This is a genomic window from Paenibacillus daejeonensis DSM 15491 (genome assembly GCF_000378385.1).
In the GTDB taxonomy this organism is placed as follows: Bacteria; Bacillota; Bacilli; order Paenibacillales; family Paenibacillaceae; genus Paenibacillus_D; species Paenibacillus_D daejeonensis.
In genome coordinates, this window is record NZ_KB899660.1 from 230,803 (window position 1) to 252,046 (window position 21,244).

Below are 21,244 nucleotides of genomic sequence, written 5' to 3' on the forward strand. Positions count from 1 at the left end.
GAGTACGGAATCCCTACTCCTTAATCGACCCTATCATAACACCTTTAACAAAATATTTCTGCAAAAAGGGGTAGACGAACAGGATCGGCAAGGTAGCAACCATAATCGTGGCGTATTTGATGCTCTCGCCCACAGCTTCGACATCCTCCGTAGAGGCATTGCCCGCCATGTAGTTGGTATTATTCTGAATCAGAATCTCGCGCAAAATGAGCTGCAACGGGAACAACTCCCGGTCACGCAGATAGATCATCGCTCCGAACCATGAGTTCCAATGGCCGACCCCATAGAACAGTACCATCACTGCCATAACCGGTAACGACAGCGGGATGACCACCCTCATCAAGATCGTCAGATCCTGTGCCCCGTCGATCCGTGCCGACTCGATCAGGCTCTCAGGAATCGTCGCGAAGGACGTCCGGAGGATGATGAGATTCCAGGTGGAAATCAGTCCAGGCACAATAAGTGCGAATAAGCTATTGCCCAAATGCAGCCAGTTGTTGACCAGCAGATACATCGGAATCAGACCGCCTGAGAAAAACATGGTGAAGATAATCCAGAGCATAATATGCCGTGTCCAGACCACGCCTTTGCGAGACAGCACATAGGCTCCCAGGCTTGTCATGACCAGATTAAGGATCGTGCCTATCCCCACAATGAACAGCGTATTGAGATACCCGCTGAGGATATTCGGGTTCTTGAACACCATCGTATAGGCATCCAGCGTGAAGCCCAGTGGCGCCAACAGGATTCCGGTCTGGGCAAGCAGCAGACGTGAGTCGCTAACGGATGAGAAGACAACATAAATGAAGGGATACAACGTAACGACAATCATTACGAGCATAAATAACGTATTCAGCCCATGAAAGATGTGCTCGCCCTTGCTTTTACGTATGGGTTGCGTTGATGACATGGTTCATTCCTCCTGACAGACAGCTGGCATTACCATAGACTGTTCTCACTGATCTTCTTGCTGAATCGGTTGGCTGCGATTAGCAGGATGAAGTTAATGACGGCCTGGAATACCCCGATGGCTGTCGCATAGCTGAACTCAAAGGACTGCAGACCCTTACGGTAAACGAAGGTGCTGATCACGTCCGCTGTGACATAAGTGTTCGGATTGTACAGCAGAATAATTTTCTCAAAACCCACGTCCAGCATATTGCCGATCTTCAGAATGAATAGGATGACAATGATCGGCGTAATCCCGGGCAGTGTAATATGGAAAATCTGCCGCCACCGGTTGGCGCCATCCATGCGCGATGCCTCGTAGAGCTCCGGGTTGATGCCCATGATGGCGGCCAGGTAGATGATCGAGCCCCAGCCTACTCCCTGCCAAATATCCGAGATGACGTAGATGGCCCGGAAATATTGAGGATGCGCGAGCAGTACCTGCCTCTCCATCCCTAACCAGACCAACAGGTCCGTAATGATTCCGTCACGAGCAAGAAACTGGGTAATCATGCCGCACACGACAATCAACGAGATGAAGTGAGGCAGATACGTAACTGTCTGCACCACGCGCTTGAACCGTGAACCGACAATCTCATTGATGAGCAGCGCGAAGATGATGGGTGCAGGAAACGAAAAGACCAGCATATACAAATTCAGAATCAGCGTGTTTTTCAATAGCCGCCAGAAATAGTAACTATCGAAGAAAGAGATAAAGTGCTGAAAGCCGACCCAGGGGCTCGCGAGAAAACCCTCGGCGATCCGAAAGTCCTTGAAGGCAATAAGCGCGCCATACATGGGTACATAGTGAAAAATAAAATAGTAGAGCACGACCGGTAAAATCATAAAATATAGATATTTGTGCTTCCTGTAGTCCTTGAGCAGTCCGTTCATACGCCGCTCTCCTCTCTGATACCGACCGGGAGGAGAATCGCCTCGCGGCTGCTCCTCAAGTCAGATTATCGGTTTTTGTAACGCTCCAGGGCAGCCTGCCTGAGCTCCAAGGCCCGTTCAATGCCCATCGATTGCAATTGGGCCACGTATTTGTCGAAGTTCTCAATGGGCTCCAGTCCCATCACGAAGCGCAGCAGCATTTCATCCTTGTACGTTTCAATCTCAGCCATAATGGACGAGAGCTCCTGGGCCTCATCAGCCGTCTGAGTCACGCGAGGCAGTCGGGTGTTTTCAAGATTGCTATAATACTGATTGAAGATGGTCATGGCTTCTTTTTGCTGCTCAAATTTGTAGTATTGCTGGTTGTAGCGATCGTCCCCTACATAACCAGGCGCAGGGGTAGCCACACGCATATACATGGACATGGCTTCACCGACCGTCAGGCCATCCGGATTGTTCGTAATCAGATCGGTATAGATAGGAGAACCGTCCACCATCTCATACGTTAGCCCTTCGACGCCGAAGGTCTTCAGGTTATTGCCTTCCTCCGAGAACAGATAATCGAGCCACTCTGCCGTTGCTTCTGGATTTTGGTTGGCTGGCGTTATGACCGCACTCCCATCTCCGCGGAAGTCATACGCAGCCACGAATACAGTTGGTTCAGTCCCCTTCTCAAGCACCGGATGCTGGGCTGCCACCAGGTCGAAGGTCGGTGCACTTTCCGGGATGGCATTCAGAAAACGTCCCATTCCGCTGCCAATTGAAGAAATGAAAGCACCGGAGTGGCTGTTCACGACTTTGCCGTCTTTTGCATTGTTATCCTGGGTAGAAAAGTCTTGATCCAGCAAACCTTCTTCGTACCACGCATTCATCTGTGTCAAAAACTCTTTGTAGGCTGCTTCGTAAGGGCCGTACTTCACCTCGCCATTGTCCAGATAAAACGAGCCCCCAATATTCCAGGCACCCACGAAACGATCGCCCGTCATTTCGCCCAGGGTCATCGTAAGCGGGCTGGTTGCCCCTTTTTGTTCCTTGAATGCCCGCAGCACGGTGGTCCACTCTTCAATCGTCTCCGGCGTCTCCAGCCCAAGCTCCTCCAGCCAGTCTTGGCGCAGCATCATGCCGCTGCTCACATTTGAATTGCCAACGCCGATGGCTGGGAAGGAATAGATGGTGCCTGAGTCGGTGATAACCTCTTTTTTTATTGCGGGATTATCATCCAAGTACTTTTTGAAATTCGGTGCATGCGATTCAATGAGATCATTAAGCGGCAGGATCACTCGATCCGAGATGGCCTTCTCGGGACCACCAGGATAATGCGTGAAGTTGTACTCGATGACATCCGGCAAATTACCGGAAGCGACCAGCAGATTGAATTGCTCCGCCTGACTCCCGACGGCCGGATGCTGGAATTCGACGGAGACACCGGTCTTCTTCTCCAGCTCCTGATAGAAGAGGGACTCATTGTAGTTCTTCATTAAACGTGCCGCATCCCCCGGCATGGCCGCCCAGTAGGATAGCTTCAGCGGAGCACTTGGGTTCTCATTCCCCTGAGTATTGGTAACCGGAGCATTGGGTGTTTCGTTGTTCTGCGGTGTGCTGCAGCCTGCGGCCAGCAGGCTGACACCGAGGACTGTGGCAATAGCTGCATTCCAGCCTTTTCTTTGTACGTGTGGCATGGGTTGACCTCCTCTATACATCTCGATTATGGGGTCCGTCTGATTTCGTATGCGTTTACATTTCAGCGGTCCCGCCTCGTTCGAGTACCCCTAGTATAGATGGCCAGGAAGCGAAGTGACAATTGGCAAGTGATGATCTGAAGCGGCAGTTGCTAACTACGTCATCAAATGCACATTGGGGATTATCAGATGCACATCCCGCGCCCCGTATGGCCTGGTGCACACAAGCCCCCAGTCCCACGGGATGTGGTCATGGGGGCTTGGTGTTACCTGATTATGGTTCCGTCACGATGATCTGAAGCGACGTGAAGATCAACTTGCGCTCTGCCGTCACCGTGTAGATGCCAACGTTCGTTTCCCCCGCCGTCAATCCCGTTGCCACACCCGCCGCGTCGATCTGAACGACGGAGGAATCAGCGACAATGTACCTGATCGTGAGATCATCCAGATCAGCGGCACTACCATCACTGCGCACACCGGCTAATGCGATAGGGGCGCTGTTGCCTACGTTAACGGCTAATGTCTCTGGTGCAGTCAGCTGTGTCAGCTGCGGCTCGGTATCCGCGAATTCCGGCCAAGCCTCGCCATCCACGATGATTCTCGCCTCGGTGATGCTCATCCAATTGTTGGTCGTATTCCCTTGGCCGACAATCCGGATGTAACGGGCGTCCGTTTCTGTAAATGTATAATCCTCTAGCTCCACAGTCGTACCACTGCTTGTACCAGTTGTTAAGCTTGTCCAGACATCCCCATCCTGCGAGCCTTGGACTTCAAAGGAGAAGGCACGGGTATTGCCCAAGTACCAAGCAAGCGAAACTCCATCCACAGACCGGGTCTCACCCAGATCATACTGAACCCACTGGCCAATCCCATCAGCAGAGAAGAAGGTTCCCAAATCGTTATCGATCGTGTGACTGGGCGGGAACGTCCCCTCAATGCTGGCGGTCACGACACTTGGGGTCTGTGACCCGGTGCGGAAATAGATCTCATAGCTTGCCACTGCATTGCCGGGTCCTGTTACTGTGACGACAGCCACACCAGGAAGTGCGCTGGCCTGATCGACAACCGCTGTGACCCCGGGCTCCGTGGTTAGCGCAGTAACGAGAGGCACAGGATCTGCCACATCATAGCCCCGAACATCATAGGTATACACATTCGGATCAAAATCATCCAGTGCTACGCCGTCTAACTGCACGCCACCCAGCTGTGCTACAGGCGTCTCATTCAGGGTCCATCCACTGAGCGGCGTGAGCGCCGGCAAGGCCGGGATTGCTGCACCCGAGCGGATCGGCGTCAGTACAATCGCCAGCTGCGGATCAACAGCGCCTTCCAGGAATACACTTAACTTGCGCATCCCAACGTTGCTTGAGTTCCAACTCGTCACCGGCGAGCTCCACAGCGGCTCTGCTTCCATCGCCACAAACTCCGCCGGTCCCGGGGAAGCGATACGCGCCAGCACCTGCTCATCATTCAACGTCAGAATGGCCGACTTGCCATCGGGCGCCACCTCTATATTGGCGCGCGTGTGCATGAACCACCAGACATCTGCAGGGTCAATGGTCGTCAGCTCATCCTGGATCAGCAATTGCCGGCGGTGATCGAACAACCGTACGCCGCGCTGCCAGGACGACACCCCGCGATCTGCGAAGGCTTCATCCAGATCCGCTATGGCGAAGGCCTCGCGTTCCCCGCTTTCGAATGAAACGACCTCACCGGCTGCAGTAGCGTTCTGATCCGGACCAAGCCCTGGATTGACCACCAGCGTGTTCTGTCCCTCCGCCCGCTTGCGGTAATAGGTCCAGCGCTGGCCCGTCGGCCCGTCACTGAAGATCCCCGGGGCGCTGTAGCTCTCCGTGCCCAGCTCCTCTGCCCAACGCTGGCCAAGCGCATCAAATACAAAGGTGCCCAGATCCAGGTCACCGTGATTCGCACCATTCGTTCCGCCCTTGAAGCCGACGAACGAAGCATTGGCGTCATCCCAGGCACTGCGCATGCTCACCGCTTCCGGTCCACGGAACTTGGCGTCCAGCGGCAATTGCGTGTCCCTTGGGTTCTCGATATGGTCGGGGTCGTACCACAACAGATGGCGCGGCGATGCGCTATTGCTTTGAAGCGCCCACCATCCCGCTTCCGGCAGATCATACTGAGCGGCCATCCAGAACAGGTCCGGATTTTGCTGGACGCCGGAACCGACATCGGAGAAGTGAAACGCCTGATTGCTCGGTCCACCCATATAGAGCGGGAATAGCGGCGTCTCTGCCAAGCCCGGCAGCTCTGACAAGCCATAATCACTGCCGGTAGCTGTATTCAGAGCGGCCATATAAGGGACGAGATAGCGAATGGCGTACGCCCAATACCCCACTCCTTCAGGATATCCTCCATCCGGCGCAAACTCCGCAATTGCTGCGGGCAGGTGGGTCAACCCACGCGTAATGAGATTGTCTGCCAGCCCCGGCATCAGGTCGCCAACGGCCAGCGCGCCCATCCCAAGTCCGCCATGGGTCACGATATTCCAGTTGTTGGTCGTGGTTACCCACCATTCCCCTTGGTTATAGCCGTACAGCCCCGGTCGCAGCCCCAGGTTAACAATCGCGTCGCTTAATACGTCGCGCTGTTCCTCCGACCAGTAGTGGTAGAGCCAATCATAGCCGATTGCAAAAGCATGGGTCATCTCCGCCGTGCTCAGGAAGCTGACCGGGTTCCAATCCGGGAATGCAGCAGCAGCCTCAAGCTCGTCCCACAGCCGCTCCGCATAGCGGTCGTCGCCGCTCATCTGGTACACCAAAGACAGCATGTACGCGCGATCCAGCACTTGGCGGCTAATCTGCAGCAGTGTTCTGCCATCAGGAAACCCATATTGTGACACCGGCAGGGTCAGCATACGATTCGCTGATGTTACCATCGACGTGTACCATTGCTGGGACTGGGGATCGTTCTGTACACGCAGGCGCATCGCATCAAAGTCATCATCCGTTGCCATCAGACGGGGATGCTCATCCAACAGATTGGCAATGACGGAATTCTCATCCGGGTTCCAAGGCAAATCCGCGTCAGGATCCACATCCGTCCGAATGCTCACGTCATCCAGCCTGACCGTCTGCCCTGGCGCCAACACGGTCGAATAGCGGATTTCCAACAGCTTGTTCTTGTCCAGCGCAGGGTTAATGGCTGCATTGGTTTTGATGGCAATATCATTGATCCAGACAGAATACGTCATCGATGAGAAATTCAGCTCGGCCGCAACGTCCACATAGTTGTTCCCGTTAAATGCGCTCCCCGGAGGTGGAGATGTCACCAGACCCAGATTCCGCAGCTGCAGCAGCGAGGTCGTGGCGGGGGCGGCGGCAACCGGATGACGCAGCTCCAAGTCGAAGGGCCGACCGAAGGTCTGAACCTTGAAGTCCAGTCGCAGATTCCCCGTTACATTCCCCAGGTGCTTCTCCACACGAGGTCCACCATTCCCGGTTGCGGCAGCATCCCGAGCAAACGCAAGGGCTTGTCCGTCCCCGTCAGGCACGACGGTAACCGTTGATGTTGTGCTGCGCACAACATTTGTCCAGCCAGCCGGGCCGACTGCCGGGATTTCACCTGGCTGATCTTCTTCGAAGTTGTACGAGAATAGCGAGTAAGGCCACGGCACGAATTGATGGTCGGTACGGATTCGTACATTGTCAAGCTGCAACTGCTGCCCAGGCTCCAGAATGCCAGAGAGTCGCAGCTCGATGGTCCCCTCTCTATCGAAGTCAGAATGCAGCGGCTCGTCCGTGAAGATCGCCAATCCGTCGATAGACACCGAATAGGTAAGTGCCGCCAGATTGATCTCTGCCGACACATCTGCAAACTGACTGCCGCTAAACGCGCTGCCAGCAGGAGCACCGGACACCAGACCCGCTCCGTTCAAGCGCAGCAGACGGGTTTCGGCCGGGGCAGACTGAACCGGATGGCGCAGAAACAACTCGAAGCGGTGACCGAATGTTTTCACCCGGAAATCCAACCGCAAATTCCCGGTCACCTCGCTCAGGTGCTTCTCCACCCGGGGGCCTCCAAAGCCGGCGGCAGTGGGCACCCGTTCAAATTCCAGCACTTGATTACTGCCGTCAGCTACCACCTGAAGGGTCGATTCGGCGCTGTGGACAGCCTTCGTCCACCCGGCTCCGCCTACATGGGGAAGCCCTCCAACCGCTTCGTTTTCAAAATCATGGGAGAATAAGCTATACGGCCAGTCACTCTCCTCTCCCGATACCGTCGGAGGCGCTGCATGAATCACAGGTAGCATCAGCAGCAAGGCTAATAAGGTGGCAATCCAGACTCGCTTCCGGCTTGCCCTCCTGACCGCAGTGCTGTGCAACCGCTTGGAGCCCTGGTCCACGTCCGATGAATGCTTCATACCTTCTCTCCTTCCAATGTTAAGTATTCTGCCCGAAATGTAAGCACTTACACAATTAAGTATTGCTGATGACTGGCATCTGCGTAAATGTACAATTGGTTGGAGAGCATGGACTTTTGTTTGAAAACGAGCTTCGGACGCACCCATCAACTATGCCGATAGTCGCTAGGTGTCATTTGGGCATAACGTGTAAATACGCGCGTGAAATAAAGCGCATCCTCATATCCTACTGCATGTCCCACCTCAGCGACTGTCTTGTGCGTCTCTTTCAAGAGTTTCATCGCCTTCTCCATCCGCACCTTGGTCATATACTGGATAGGAGAACAGCCCATGAACCGCTTGAACACCACCGAGTAGTAGCTTCCAGACATCGCCGCCCGCGCGGCCAACCTGTCACGGTCGAGGTCTTCATTATAATGGGACTTTATATAAGCTGCGCTTTCGCGAACGGCCCGCTCATTGGGCGTCTCTTCGCGGTGTGCTCCAAGATGAACCATCACCTGATGTATAATGGAGAAAAAAGCCACCTGCGCTTTATCTGCATACCCCTGCTGTTTGGTCTGCCAGACAGTGTACAACTCCTCCATCGTCTCGCGCATACCAGCCCGCTCCGGCACATGAACGACCAGTGGGAGTGGCAGCTCCTGAATTTCTGGCTTGTAACTGAACGGCTGTCCGTTGTCCCAGCCCACACGGGCAAATTCATATTGAATGGTGTAATAGCATAATGGAGATGAGGGTGTCGTGCGCAAAGACAGCCTCCGGCCGAATGGAATCTGAAAAATATCCCCCGAGCTTAGTGAATGGCAATCGTGGTCGATGTGCAGCTCTCCTTGTCCAGCGTAGACGTACAGAAAACTGACCATTCGCGTACAGCTCGTCTCAACTCTCATAGCTCCGGGCTGCCAGAAGGAGTGATCACGATGATAGACTTGGATGATGCGAGGATGAAACGTGGATAAGAACGCCTGCATCTCTTTTGACCTCCAATTGAATGCACTGCTTGCTTCTCCCAATAATATTAAATTATATCATTTTAGTGCAGATACCGGATAAGGGGGCATCTTACCTTATAAACACAACGTAGGGCACCTTAAGCTCGTAACCTACGAACAAGGTGCCCCACAAATTATTCACGCCGGAACCGGACGTGAGCCCCCGCGCTAGACTTGCCTGATCTTTAAGCTCGGTTAAATGCTATAAGACTCATCAGTACAGCTTGTATCGCCTCCGGATACCGATTATTCATAAATTTTGCCCATGTACAGAATGTCTGCACATCGTTTCCATGGATTGGATGGCTTAACGTAAGCAACCAAACTCTCTATAGACTCTTCTCCCCAACTAGCAGCTGCATCCGCAAAGGATGCGATCGTCCCATTAGCCCATTCGTTGGGATGGTCTACATAGTCTCTTCCTAATGCCTCAACAAACTTCAGAAAAGACTTTTCGTCATTCACTTCTTGTAACAGTTGAAAGAGCATAACCTTCATGATGTTCAACCACTTTCTGGACTTAGTCTCCAATATTCCTTCCTGACTTACTAAAGATTTCGACAGAGTGTAGCTTGCCAGTATCCTGCGCCAGATTAATATCTAAAAACAACTGTTCGACGTTATTAAGGTCTATCCCTCGGAAATCACGAATTTGGAAGCTCTCATACATGCCAAGATTGGGCATCAGTGCAACATAAGGCTTATACACCTGACCCTGGTTATCCCGGATTCGCACATCAAAAATCTCTTCATACGTTTCGTAATCTCTGTAATCCCAGTCCCGGTACCATAGCCCAAAGCGTAAGCTATTGATGCCTTCCACCCAGTAATAATCCGTGATGCCCACTTTCATTTCCGAGATCCATTTTGATGGATTCTTAAGAACAATGGTCTCCCCTTGCTCGTCTGATTCATCAGGTTCAACCAAATTTAGAACGACAGGCCGGTAGCCATATTTGTATTGCCACATCTCCCAATTGTTGTAGGCGAATATCGAGGCGAGTATAACCAGAGAAATGAATGCAATAAGAAGAGGTTTTATGAGCTTTTGCATACGTTAACCCCTCTGCACTTTTCTGGAGACGCTGTATTACACAGCGATTTTCTCATAGAACATAATTACATATCCCAACTGACAAAGGAAAAGACTCAAGTAGATCGTAATGATACTAAAGTTTATTTTGAAGCTGGTCGACTCATGCTGGGTTAATCATAGGAAGAGAACAATACCCATGAGGCTAAACCTGGATTGAGAGAATCGTTTCATGTTTATTCCCTTCTGGACTGAGCCAGGGAGAAGCAACGTGCTCTCCCCTCCCCTGGATCATCTTCCTCTATTAGGTAGACGGCGTCACTTCCAGATCGATAACAAAGCGAATTGGCGGATAAGATTCCATCTGTTCTGGCTTGATCGTCATGCGGACGTGTTGGCCAACTTCCAGCTGATCATAATGGTCACCCTCTACCGTATACCACGAGATATCCGCATTCTCTTCCTGCGCTTTAGAGATCCATTCCTCAACCGACTGATCTTCCCAAGCCACAGGTTCTTCCGATGGATACACCAAGAGCCGTTGCCCAATGTCATTGGTTTCTTTGCTGACAATCATGCCCGCTTTATATGGATGGTCCTCGCCGCCCTGAACGGGCTCCTCTTCCGGCTCTGGAGCACTTGCTGTCCCGCAGGCGGCGAGTATAAGGACTAGCAATATACTAGCCACCCATAAAACGTGTTTTTTGCGCATGAAACGCACCTCCCCTATTTTAACCTATAGACGCGTCGAGAAGGGAGAAAGTTTCCATTATTTTACCACGTGATATACCCCATTTTTCTGAGGTAGTGTGCCGTGAATGGATTAAGGTTATCAATTGGATTCTTCAGCGAAAAAAACTTCAGTTCATGACTCTCATCATCATTCACCTCTGGTTCCCCCTCTACCTCCTGCGCTTCATAGACAGCCATTACATTGTAGATCTCATCGCCATGCGGGTATTTGAAGTACATATCTTTACCGGACAGGACAGTAACAAACGTAAAGGACGCAGCCCGCAGCCCCGTCTCTTCAAAAAGCTCCCTCGCCGCGGCTTCTTCCAATGATTCACCTAATTCCAGCGCGCCTCCAATTGTGCCCCAGTCGTTGGTATCTGTCCTCCGCTGCAGCAGCAGCTCCCGTTGCTCATTAAAAATGAGTACGCAAGAACCAGCCATAATGAGAGGTCTTGTTCCAACCAATTCGCGTAATTCAGAAATATAGCCCATTCATTTCCTCCTGAATATGATATTAGACCGGATCAGACGGTGCAAAACGGTAGTTGCTCGCTTGTTCGTAAGCATACGCTATTCGGAACAGCACAGGCTCACTAAAGGCCGTTCCAACGAAAGTGATGCCTTGCGGACCTTTGTTCGTATAGCCATCCTCGGCAATTATGCCCGTCTCTGTGTAACCGGCTGGTACAGTAATCACAGGATAACCTGCACGCGCAGACAAATCGAGACCCTCTTCATTGCCTAGAAACAGTAACGCGTCCAGCTGATAGTGGTGCATCGCGTGGTCGATGCCTTGTTTACGAGATAACTCGCGATTCTTTAACAAATTGTCCGAGTAGGATGGTTCAGATAACGTACCACTTGTCTTATTTGACCAGATGAGGATGTCTTGTCCATATTTAAGTGCTACATCGGCATTCGCTTCGTTATATGCAATAAGTTCATCTATTGTCCGAACAAAGGCACCACGACCTGATTTTGCTAGATAATCGTTTAGTCCCTTTTTAAACTCGAATTGCATTACACCCCAGTCCCACTTCTCACTCTCGCAAGGCAGCGATACCGGATCGACAATAATAGCCCCCTGGTCCTTACACAAACGGATCGCCCTCTCGATAATGTCCAACCGAGCTTCTTCGAGCCCTTGATAATAAAATCTCGGGATGCCTATTCTCGCCCCTTGTAATCCTTTGGGTTCCAAGAAAGCCGTATAATCCTTATGTGCCTGTCGTCCCTCCTCTTGCATGGCGGGATCTTCTGGATCCGCTTCAGTCATAGCGCTGAGCAATATCGCTGCATCCCTGACCGTACGTGTCATTGGACCGGCTGAATCTTGACTTTGTGAAATTGGAATGATGCCTTTTCGACTCACGAGGCCGACCGTTGGCTTCAAGCCGACAATGTTGTTTTGCGAAGACGGGCCAATAATGGATCCCGATGTTTCTGTACCAATAGCAGCTACGCATAGATTTGCGGCAACAGCTACTGCTGAGCCCGAGCTCGACCCTCCCACAAAAAGTTCACCGGGGCCGTACGGATTAAGCGTTAACCCTCCCCTTGAACTGTACCCTGCCCACATCGTACTCGACATGAAATTCGCCCATTCCGTCATGTTTGCTTTGCCAAGCAATATTGCACCCGCAGCCCGTAACTGCGATGCAACCAATGAATCCTTGGGAGCAAAATGTTCCGCAAGCGCAACCGAACCAGCACTCGTATGCATGCGATCCCCTGTATCAATGTTGTCTTTGAGTAAGATTGGAATGCCATGAAGTGGCCCGCGAGTTCCATAGTCCTGCCGCTCTGCATCCAGTGCCTCAGCAATCGGAATTGCATCTGGATTGACTTCCAGCACGGCATTTAATGTTGGGTTTATGCGTTCAATCCTCTCCAGATACCAACGCACACAAGCTACCGATGTTACCATTCCAGATTCAAGGGCTGATTGTAAAGATTCAATATCTGCCTCTATTAAGATGTCGTCTATTGTTTTATCCATGGGGGAGGACTCTCCTTTTGCATTTTGCACTCAGTACGAAGAAATATACTGCTGCCATTGTAAAGCTACAGAAATCCGCGATTCGGTGCTCAATTCTGAATAAAAGCATTGACCATCACGAAACTTTGGCTCTGGTTCATATTGGATACCAGTTAGAAGTTGAAGCCCCTCACACCTGGCCCCAAACGTAGAGACTCGCTGCTGTAGAGCATCATCTAGTAATCCTGATATAAGTGGTTTGATAAAGCATGGATCTCCAATAGATGATGCTAATTTAATGGCAGAGTATCGGATGTTGATGTCTGGATCATTTAATAAAGTCATCACATGATTTAAGAATTTCAGTCTCATGTCTTCTCTATTTTGAAGGACGAATAAGGCTGCCATTTTGACATATCGATTAGAATCAGTGAGCATACCTTCGATTAGATCATATGTAATTGCTGACGAAGGATTGAATTGGCTGATTGTAGCAGTTTGGACTTTAGCCCATACATCTGCATCATGGTTATTTCCATTATACTGTTTGTTAAAATGCTTCGCGGGATAGGATGCTGCTTCTTGTACCTGGACTAATCCGGCTACTCCGCTGTACCATCCCTCTTTATATGCCGCCGTCATCCTCATTGCTGATTCCATCTGATTGGCTGTCCACTGGGGATTGGCTTGCCAAATACATGCTGCACAACCCAAGATAATGGGAGCGGCGTAAGAAGTCCCTTCCGTTCGGGCGTACCCATCAGGCAGGTTATCCAAGGACGCAGTATAGTGATCTTCATACCCTTCCCTCGTCTGAAAAGGGTAAGGAAGAACTACATTTTCGGCCGGTGCAAGGATTTCCGGTATTTGTTTTCCTTCAAACGTCATGCCACGACATCCGTGGTATTCAATCACCACTTCTTGATCTTGAGGAACAATTACCCCGCCAACAGACAAAACCGACGGCGACGATGCCGGGCCGCTGCAGGTGAGCTCTTTTGTATTCCCTGATGCCACAACAACGAATAGTCCCTCATTAGCTAATTTTTCGCAACAGACTCGAATGGGATCGGCTTGCCAAGGAAGAAGCCCAGTATCCCTAGTTGCAGCAAGCGTCAAAACAATTCCACGAATACTATATTTCCGAAAGTTGTTAAGTAGCCAATGTATGGCTAAGACAAACTTCTTCTCTGTCTCTTCTACAGTTTGAAAAGCCCCTGTCTCTACCAAATATAGATCAGCCTCTGGTGCAGCACCGGAATAGTATCCATTAGCGAGCGATCCAGACCCCGCCGCTGCAGCGGCTGTCGATAGTCCATGGCTATTTCTCCAGGAATGTGCACTTCTTTGGAACAAATTTGGCTTTGGATCAGTTTCTGAAGTCTTTATAAGATAAACGTTGCGGTTATCATTTGTCGTAATATCCGGATGAGGCGGGAAATATCCGTCTACAACCGCTATAGCGATGTTTGTTCCCGTAAGGTGTGATGGAACCTGTAGAAAATCTCTTATGGATGGCCATTTCACTGATTTACTCCTTTCCGTCTCAATAGAACAGGAAGCAGCGCCGCGGCAGCATGCTCCCTGTTGTATAACTTATCCTCTGCGACGTTTTGTTAAAAAGATACCAAGCAAGAAGATCATGGTTATAGAAATTATCGCAACTATAACGATTGAGGCGTAGCCTTTTTCTGAATCATTATCTGTAAATGGAAGAGTTAGTGGCAGCTTATTAGAAGCTGTAGGTGGGGTTGGATCATACCCCGTCCCCAATGCTATAAGTTCCTCTTGTGCAAATTCAAGCCTTTTATTGCCCTCACACAATCCTGTTATCAATCGATCGGGCTCACCCTCTGCAAAGACGAGATATTCTTTTTTTGCGTCAAACGTATAGCCACAACTATCTGAACTTACAGCTGAGTATACATTAGTATGCTTACTAAGATCTCCTTTCCAAACTTCTTGAACTTCGAATTTAAAGATGATTGGATCGGCGGAAGACGTCAGTACCCCTTCAATCTCTTGTCTCATCCCCACTACCTTGCCTGTAAAGATGGCGGTTTTCCTTTCCAGCTGTGCTTCCATGCCTGGGATTTCAGCACATGAGCATGCGTAAGCAACTGGAGACTTAAGCCCAAATATACCTAATAAGATGAAAAAGCTCAGTAGGGCGATTGCTATTCTCTTCCACATTTCATCACCTCATTGGAAAGATTGGATGAATTATACACTTCATTAGACGATAACCACAGTTTAGTTGTTGCAAAAATACTCGATCCTACAAATAAAAAGAGCAGCCGTTTTGTAACGACTGCTGCGATGACTTACTGTACTTTTTTCTTCATAAGCAAAGATAAACGAACAGGATAAAATTATTTCCCTTTCTTCGAAGCCAACCAGAAGACTAGAATTACGACGGGGATAAAAATGAGCCACGGAATATTAATTGTACTCTGGGTAATGAAAGCGATGAATAACAAACCTAATGTACCCAGAATGAGCCATAAGCAGCCTCTTCCAAAAGTCTCCATAGGTGTGGATCTACCGCTTCCTCCCGAGGAATTATGATCACTATAATAATGAGAACCTTTTAACGTCTTAGATGCAACAGATCCACAACGTTTACATGATAATGATCCTTGGGCCAAAGGTTCATTACAATGCTCGCAGATGACGGGCCTTGATCTGCCTGAATAATCTTTATCTTCGTTTGGGGTTCCTTCCATAATCGCATCTTTAAGCGAACTACCACACACAACACATATTAATGAGCCTTCGGCGTTTGATTCCCCACATTTGTTACATACCTTTACTGCCATTATGCAAAACCATCCTTCTTTTAGAACTGTAATGAGTTGTTTAGATTCCTTTTACTACTAAAACGTATGATGTAGGATTAGGTTGCAAATATTTGGCTGAATTATCGCATGCCCAAGAACGACTGCCGCGATGATTGCTGGACTTAGCTTTCTAGTTTCTTATGATATTGCTTTCGCCCAAGCTTCGAAATATTCATATATTGTTGAATAGCGATCTTCTTTATTTGTGTTGACGGCATTCAATGCAATCTCAAATAGGTTTTCATTAGCTTGCCATTTACTGAGATCACGTTCTTTTCCGCCACCAAACAACTGGAAGGCTGTTGCTCCCATCAAAAAAACATTGGACCTTTCGTCAATCTCTGCGCCAAACTGATACTCTTCAGGAGACATGTAACGGCTTGAACCCCACATCCGTCCCATTGTGTTGATCACTGGTTTTCTCGTGTACAGTTCTACATCACAAATTCTAGTTTCCTCTGATACAAAATCATACATGATACAGCCATCGTAAAAATCGATTGCGATATAACCACACTTGTTTGCATGGATATGAAACCTTACTATTTCGTTGTAAATATTGAACTTCTTTTCTATTGGCAGAGCTAAGAATTTGTCAAACGAATGATATTGTTTACCCATACACTCTCCATCAAACCACTCAAATACCGTTAGAAAGCCGTCTTTGATATGTTTGTGTTCGATCATATCGATGAGTGTGGGGTGACAGAGATCCTGGTAAGTCGAAACGGTCGATTTGAGCCTAGCTATTGCATCAGCGGTAGTTACATTGCTCCTCACAGTAGATGGACCAGCCAACTTTAAGAAAAGCTTTTTGTTTTCATTTGAGACACCGAAACATAAGTAGCCAGAATCTTGCTTGTCGAATACAGCAAAAACTTCACCGTACTCTGATAAAAAATCAAAATCGAAATCCTCTTTAAGTTCAAACAACACCCCGTCGATATGTTTAGTAATCATAACAACCTCCCGGACATATCTCGCAAATTATAGAGGCAATACTGTTATTGATTCATTGTTAAACATTTCCCCGTTGTCACGGAAGCCAAATCGTTCATATAGTTTTTTGGCAACAGCGTTCTCCGGCTTATAAGGGATCCAACAGCAGTGAGCTGGCCCCGCCGGATAGGTCCGGATAAATGCCAAGATTTCATTCATGGCTTCCCGTCCATAGCCCAGGTTCTGATACTCCTTGTCAACCATTAATCTCATAATGCAATAATTTTCATTGGCAAAGGATGGCTCTTCATAACCCGTTATTCCATAAGCCAACATAACGAAACCAACCGGTTGTTCCCCCGCGTAAATGGCAAACGGGAATGGATGTCCCCCATTGGTTTCAAGGACATAACACGAAGCTACGCTTGACAGGTTGGACGCAACATATTTCCGTTGCTCTTCTGATACGTCCAAGTTAAATATTGCACGTCGGTTTTCCAGCGTTATTTTTCGAAGCGTAATCATTCAAGTCCTCTCCCTTCATCCCATATCAGTTTGCGCCGCGGTCGCATCTATAACATACCGTGTTAACCAAAAAATGAATAGACTTATACTGAGTTTATTTATATACTATTATTTATTAGTGCCTTTTTTTAAGGTTATATTTTGGGCTTTACTTGAATAAAAAAGGGAGCAGCGTCGTGAGGCGTTCTGCTCCCTTTATTCGTTAAAATTAATTCTGGATCTGCTTATGTTTATAACCCTGCCGCTGATTTAATTTGTTCTCTCTGGGACATGATTAATAATTTCAACTTCTCTGTACCAAAGGCCCCTGCAGAAAAAGCGTTAGCTTCGGAGTAGTAGACCATCCGAAATGATGTACCATCTTGAAGGTGCACACGCAGGAATATACCATACTGATGTTTTATTTTCTCATAGACCTTATTGAAACCGACATATGGCAAAGGAAGAAGCTCAGCAATGAATTCCGATGACGCTTCCTCGCTGAAGTCCCCGATTGGACTGCCGTCTATACCGCTTTCCAGGCTGACTTTTTCCACCTTGCCTTCTATGTCCATGAGTTCTCCCATCGTTTCCGCATTCGGATTTTCCTTTACTTCATAAAGCTTGTTATTAGCTACAACACGATATTCCGAGTTGTAACCTTTTAATCCATAAACTTCGGTACCAATTGGAAGAAATGCCGCATCTCCGTTCTTCGATACGTGATCCGTACATGCATGCCCATTAAGCATGTAGGAGACCTCACCTACCTTGTCTCCAAGTTGATCCGCCGTTATTGCTATAGCCCCATCATAGTTATGAGAATAATTAATGTTGTTAATCATCAAAAAATCGACCCATTCGATTATTGCCATGCAATGCTTTGTAGTTTTCAACCCCATACTACAGCTGGTCACTACGATCACCATAAGCAGTAAAAGACACATCTGTCCCCCACGTGTATACCGCTGCATTCCCCCATCACCTCAGTTTATAAGACGAATTTGCTAAAATGGAAGTTGCAGTGATATGAGGTAAAAACATAAACAAATTCCACATAATTCATTGCACAATATATCGCAACACACAATCGCAGTGATAATCGGCTAGACCTTTGGCAAATTGTTGATCTGGAAAACCTCGATGAAGCAGCTTCAAACCACCTGATAGTAATGAGATATGATGGTGAAACCGGTAGAAGTGCATTCTTGCTGCATCAAGATCTTCCCTCTTCAGATACCTGTAATCTTCCCCAAACCTCATCTCAAGAAAGCTATGTTCATGCTCAAGATCAAAAAACATGGCACCTTCAATATCTATCAAGTAAGGCTCCAATTTCTCATTGATTAAGATATGGTCAGGCCCCAGTTCGCCATGAATCCATCCGTAGTCCGTTCTAGGCCTAAGGTTCGCCTCCAATCGATACAAGGTATCGAGTAGCATTGACTTATAATTCCTAATTTCTTCGATAAATTGTGCGGCATAGGCCAACTGTATTTCGGCATTCTTGACTTGCAACAAGTGACATTCTGGGAAGCGAAACAATGGTGCATTGAGTTTGCCATACACCTCTCGTCTAATACCGTGCATATTGGCCAACAGTTCTCCGACTCGTTCAAGCAAGAGATTATGCATCTTGGGGTCGGACTCTCGTAATAACACTTCCAAGTTAGGTCCAGATACATACTCGACAAGCGCATAGTCAAAAGGGTATTGGTCCCGATCCGTATTCAGATCGTAAATCGCCGGCGTTTGAATCCCCTGCTGAGTCAGATAGGTGTTGTTTGCCTGAAATAAATCGCTCCCATAGGATCGCTCCTCATTCAACTGATTCGCCATGTCCTCTTGGAAATAGCTCCTTGAAGCATCCCATACATACAGCACACAGGAGAATCCATTTGTACATTTTACTTTGTAGACGACTTTTTGCGCTCCGCCATGCATGTTCGATACAGTTGACAACTTATAGTCGGAACCAAAAACACGTCGTAGATACTCTTCTAAGTCAGAAAGTTTGAGATGGTCATTTATAACCATGTACAGCACTCCTATGGATAGGTATTTGCCGGCCAGCAACCTAACTGTATACAAATTCTGGTGCAAAGTATAGACTGTTTCTGCAAGCTCTGATATGATGTTGAATAAGGTCTTGGAAAAAATCATCATACAAAAACCTTCGGAAACGCCGCTCGTTGCCGAAGGTTTTTTTGTATCGTTTGTTAAATCAAATATGGATATCCAGATTTTATTTCAAAGAATAATCTGATGCTTTATTGGTTCCAAGCCAGTTCTTCATAAAATCAAGCAACTCGATTGAATACGTATGATCCTTAGATCGAGAAGGAATGATCTCTGCAATTTGCTTCACATTGTTTTCGATTGAAACGGATTCAATAAAATGAACCAGGTTAGGAATAAATGAATTCAAGGCTTTAAAGTAATGCCTCTGCGGTTCAATAAACTTTACATTCATCTCGAATCCTCGACGGCCTCTTGTTGTATCACCGTTCTTCCGTTTACGCAGTTCAATTTCATTTGTGCTTAACAAAAAATAGTGATCTGGAAAACCAATCTTTTGTTCAAGAAGTTGTTTGCGATAGAAGTCTGCCACAAAATCAAGAGACTGCCCATCGAAGAGCGTAAAATCAAAAGCCCAGTTATACCAGAAAGGCTGAAATAGATCAATGTCTATCACAACAAAGCGATGCTCACTCAGCTTTTCATTGGCTATTCTCCACCGGTCAACTTGACGTTCAAAGAACCATTCTGGATACCCAGGTTCTGGACGTTTCCACCAGGTATTAACCTCTGGTATGTGACACCCCCCGTACCTTGCTGCTAATGTACTTGATGTTGTTGTCTTACCGACAGCGCTCGCACCTTCGATACTGATAATAGTCATACAAAACTCCTTTGCAGGCTTTAAGACGTCGTTTATTAATCGATTTCCCCTTGGAATTCCTTTCTATGCTTTGGTTTGCTGCCCGGACTACGCACAGCTTCCTTTTTGCGCTTGCGATTTACATTTCGCTCCTTGCGGGCCAAGTGAGCCAGCTCCTTCTCCGTTTTACGGTAGTTTGCCAAACGCAGCGGCTCGAGGCTACCGTCCAAAAGAGCTGTTTGAACCGCGCAATCCACTTCAGTTTCATGGCGGCAGTCGCGAAATCGACACTGCTCGGCCAACTGTTCGATATCCGCAAAGGTATGCTGCCATCCTTCTACGGTATCCCAGAGCTGTAGTTCACGCATGCCCGGAGTATCCATCAGCAGAGCACCAGAGGGAAGCAAAAATAACTCACGGTGCGTTGTTGTATGGCGTCCGCGGGAATCTTGATTACGAATATCCTGAACTTCCTGGACGTTATGTCCAGCTAGCCAATTCAATAATGTGGACTTCCCAACACCGGAAGATCCCGTTACGGCGATGGTTGTCCCTGGCGTCAGATAGTCATCAAGCTGCTCTAAGCCTAACCGGTCCTGGACACTAATACAGTGAACGGGGACACCCAGTGCTATGGATTGGACCTCTTGTAGAATAGCTTCGGTGTCATCGCAGAGATCTGCTTTAGTTAGCAACACGACAGGTGAAGCACCACTCTCCCATGCAGCAATTAAGAAACGTTCAAGCTTGCGAGCGTTATAATCCTGATTAAGCGCAGTAGCAAGAAAGATCTTATCGATATTCGCTCCTATAATTTGCTCTTCAATGGTGCTCCCTGCTTGCTTCCGTGTCATAGCAGAATGGCGAGGAAGCACAGCGTGAATGATCACATTTGGGTCGCCTTTCAGCAATTCTATGAGCACCCAATCACCGACTGCCGGAAAATCACCTCTTGCTTCAGCATCATATTCGAACTTCCCGCTAACCTTGGCGATCTTATCGCCGTCTGACGAGATGACCCGATACACATGGGAATATTGAGCGATGATTCTCCCAGGCACAAGCTCTTTGTTACTCGATAAGGAAGCGATTGTTGCTGCAAAACTATCTTCCCAATGACGACTCCAGCCGTAAGCTGTAATAGTGGATTCATGATTTAGTTGGTTGATAACGGATTAACCCCTTTTTCAAAGAAAATTTGCACAGCAAAAAGACCGCAATGATTCTGCGGCCATAAAAAAACCGCAAGATCCGAATACGGTCTCTCACGGGGTTGTTAACTGGCTTTGGCTAATTCACCAAAAACAATTAAATCTTAGACGTTCCCGAAGAGACCGATGTTATTCACGACAACCGACAGGTTCCATTTCATTTCGCACATATACATCAGCCTCCTTCACCAAATTTAAATCAACTATACCACACGGACCA

Annotated in this window: 18 protein-coding genes and 1 pseudogene; all 19 read right to left on the minus strand. The window is 48.3% G+C overall.

The features are described 5' to 3' along the window. Positions 1 to 13: 13 nt before the first annotated feature. Positions 14 to 910, minus strand: a complete 897-nt coding sequence (locus F556_RS0107880; protein ID WP_020616382.1) for a carbohydrate ABC transporter permease — start codon at positions 908 to 910, stop codon at positions 14 to 16. A 29-nt stretch (positions 911 to 939) separates the two neighbouring features. Next, positions 940 to 1,842 carry an ABC transporter permease gene (locus F556_RS0107885; protein WP_020616383.1) on the minus strand — a complete coding sequence of 301 codons (903 nt, stop codon included), beginning with the start codon at positions 1,840 to 1,842 and terminating at the stop codon, positions 940 to 942. 65 nt (positions 1,843 to 1,907) lie between these two features. After that, positions 1,908 to 3,521, minus strand: a complete 1,614-nt coding sequence (locus tag F556_RS0107890) for an extracellular solute-binding protein (protein WP_020616384.1) — start codon at positions 3,519 to 3,521, stop codon at positions 1,908 to 1,910. Between the two features lie 274 nt (positions 3,522 to 3,795). Next, positions 3,796 to 7,908: a discoidin domain-containing protein gene (locus tag F556_RS36145; protein ID WP_020616385.1), complete on the minus strand. Its 4,113-nt coding sequence runs from the start codon at positions 7,906 to 7,908 to the stop codon at positions 3,796 to 3,798. A 146-nt stretch (positions 7,909 to 8,054) separates the two neighbouring features. Then, complete coding sequence (locus tag F556_RS0107900) at positions 8,055 to 8,882, minus strand: AraC family transcriptional regulator (protein WP_020616386.1); 828 nt, start codon at positions 8,880 to 8,882, stop codon at positions 8,055 to 8,057. A gap of 267 nt (positions 8,883 to 9,149) precedes the next feature. After that, positions 9,150 to 9,401 carry a DUF7660 family protein gene (locus F556_RS0107905; RefSeq protein WP_026297167.1) on the minus strand — a complete coding sequence of 84 codons (252 nt, stop codon included), beginning with the start codon at positions 9,399 to 9,401 and terminating at the stop codon, positions 9,150 to 9,152. A 22-nt stretch (positions 9,402 to 9,423) separates the two neighbouring features. Beyond that, positions 9,424 to 9,957 (minus strand): hypothetical protein, encoded by a 534-nt coding sequence (locus F556_RS0107910; protein WP_020616388.1) that lies wholly within the window; start codon positions 9,955 to 9,957, stop codon positions 9,424 to 9,426. Between the two features lie 283 nt (positions 9,958 to 10,240). Beyond that, positions 10,241 to 10,648 carry a DUF3221 domain-containing protein gene (locus tag F556_RS0107915; protein WP_020616389.1) on the minus strand — a complete coding sequence of 136 codons (408 nt, stop codon included), beginning with the start codon at positions 10,646 to 10,648 and terminating at the stop codon, positions 10,241 to 10,243. Between the two features lie 62 nt (positions 10,649 to 10,710). Continuing rightward, positions 10,711 to 11,163: an NUDIX hydrolase gene (locus F556_RS0107920; protein WP_020616390.1), complete on the minus strand. Its 453-nt coding sequence runs from the start codon at positions 11,161 to 11,163 to the stop codon at positions 10,711 to 10,713. A 22-nt stretch (positions 11,164 to 11,185) separates the two neighbouring features. Next, on the minus strand, positions 11,186 to 12,670 hold the full coding sequence (locus tag F556_RS0107925; protein WP_020616391.1) for an amidase family protein: 1,485 nt from the start codon (positions 12,668 to 12,670) through the stop codon (positions 11,186 to 11,188). 30 nt (positions 12,671 to 12,700) lie between these two features. Continuing rightward, the gene (locus F556_RS0107930; RefSeq protein WP_157272677.1) at positions 12,701 to 14,176 is read right to left on the minus strand and encodes a S8 family serine peptidase; all 1,476 of its coding nucleotides are present in this window, start codon (positions 14,174 to 14,176) and stop codon (positions 12,701 to 12,703) included. Between the two features lie 69 nt (positions 14,177 to 14,245). Next, positions 14,246 to 14,842, minus strand: coding sequence for a hypothetical protein (locus F556_RS33525; protein ID WP_020616394.1), 597 nt, complete (start codon positions 14,840 to 14,842; stop codon positions 14,246 to 14,248). 431 nt (positions 14,843 to 15,273) lie between these two features. After that, a pseudogene (locus F556_RS39230) lies at positions 15,274 to 15,468 on the minus strand (double zinc ribbon domain-containing protein); the annotation flags it as partial. A gap of 159 nt (positions 15,469 to 15,627) precedes the next feature. Next, positions 15,628 to 16,449 carry a protein kinase family protein gene (locus F556_RS0107950; protein WP_020616396.1) on the minus strand — a complete coding sequence of 274 codons (822 nt, stop codon included), beginning with the start codon at positions 16,447 to 16,449 and terminating at the stop codon, positions 15,628 to 15,630. A 27-nt stretch (positions 16,450 to 16,476) separates the two neighbouring features. After that, on the minus strand, positions 16,477 to 16,953 hold the full coding sequence (locus F556_RS0107955) for a GNAT family N-acetyltransferase (RefSeq protein ID WP_020616397.1): 477 nt from the start codon (positions 16,951 to 16,953) through the stop codon (positions 16,477 to 16,479). 230 nt (positions 16,954 to 17,183) lie between these two features. Then, positions 17,184 to 17,807 (minus strand): hypothetical protein, encoded by a 624-nt coding sequence (locus F556_RS0107960; RefSeq protein ID WP_211222553.1) that lies wholly within the window; start codon positions 17,805 to 17,807, stop codon positions 17,184 to 17,186. Positions 17,808 to 17,994: 187 nt separating this feature from the next. Beyond that, positions 17,995 to 18,969 (minus strand): aminoglycoside phosphotransferase family protein, encoded by a 975-nt coding sequence (locus tag F556_RS0107965; RefSeq protein WP_051108697.1) that lies wholly within the window; start codon positions 18,967 to 18,969, stop codon positions 17,995 to 17,997. A gap of 208 nt (positions 18,970 to 19,177) precedes the next feature. Then, a complete protein-coding gene (locus F556_RS0107970) occupies positions 19,178 to 19,834 on the minus strand; it encodes an ATP-binding protein (protein WP_020616400.1) in 657 nt (218 codons plus the stop codon). A 35-nt stretch (positions 19,835 to 19,869) separates the two neighbouring features. Continuing rightward, the gene (gene rsgA / locus F556_RS0107975; protein WP_026297169.1) at positions 19,870 to 20,982 is read right to left on the minus strand and encodes a ribosome small subunit-dependent GTPase A; all 1,113 of its coding nucleotides are present in this window, start codon (positions 20,980 to 20,982) and stop codon (positions 19,870 to 19,872) included. Positions 20,983 to 21,244: the final 262 nt, after the last annotated feature.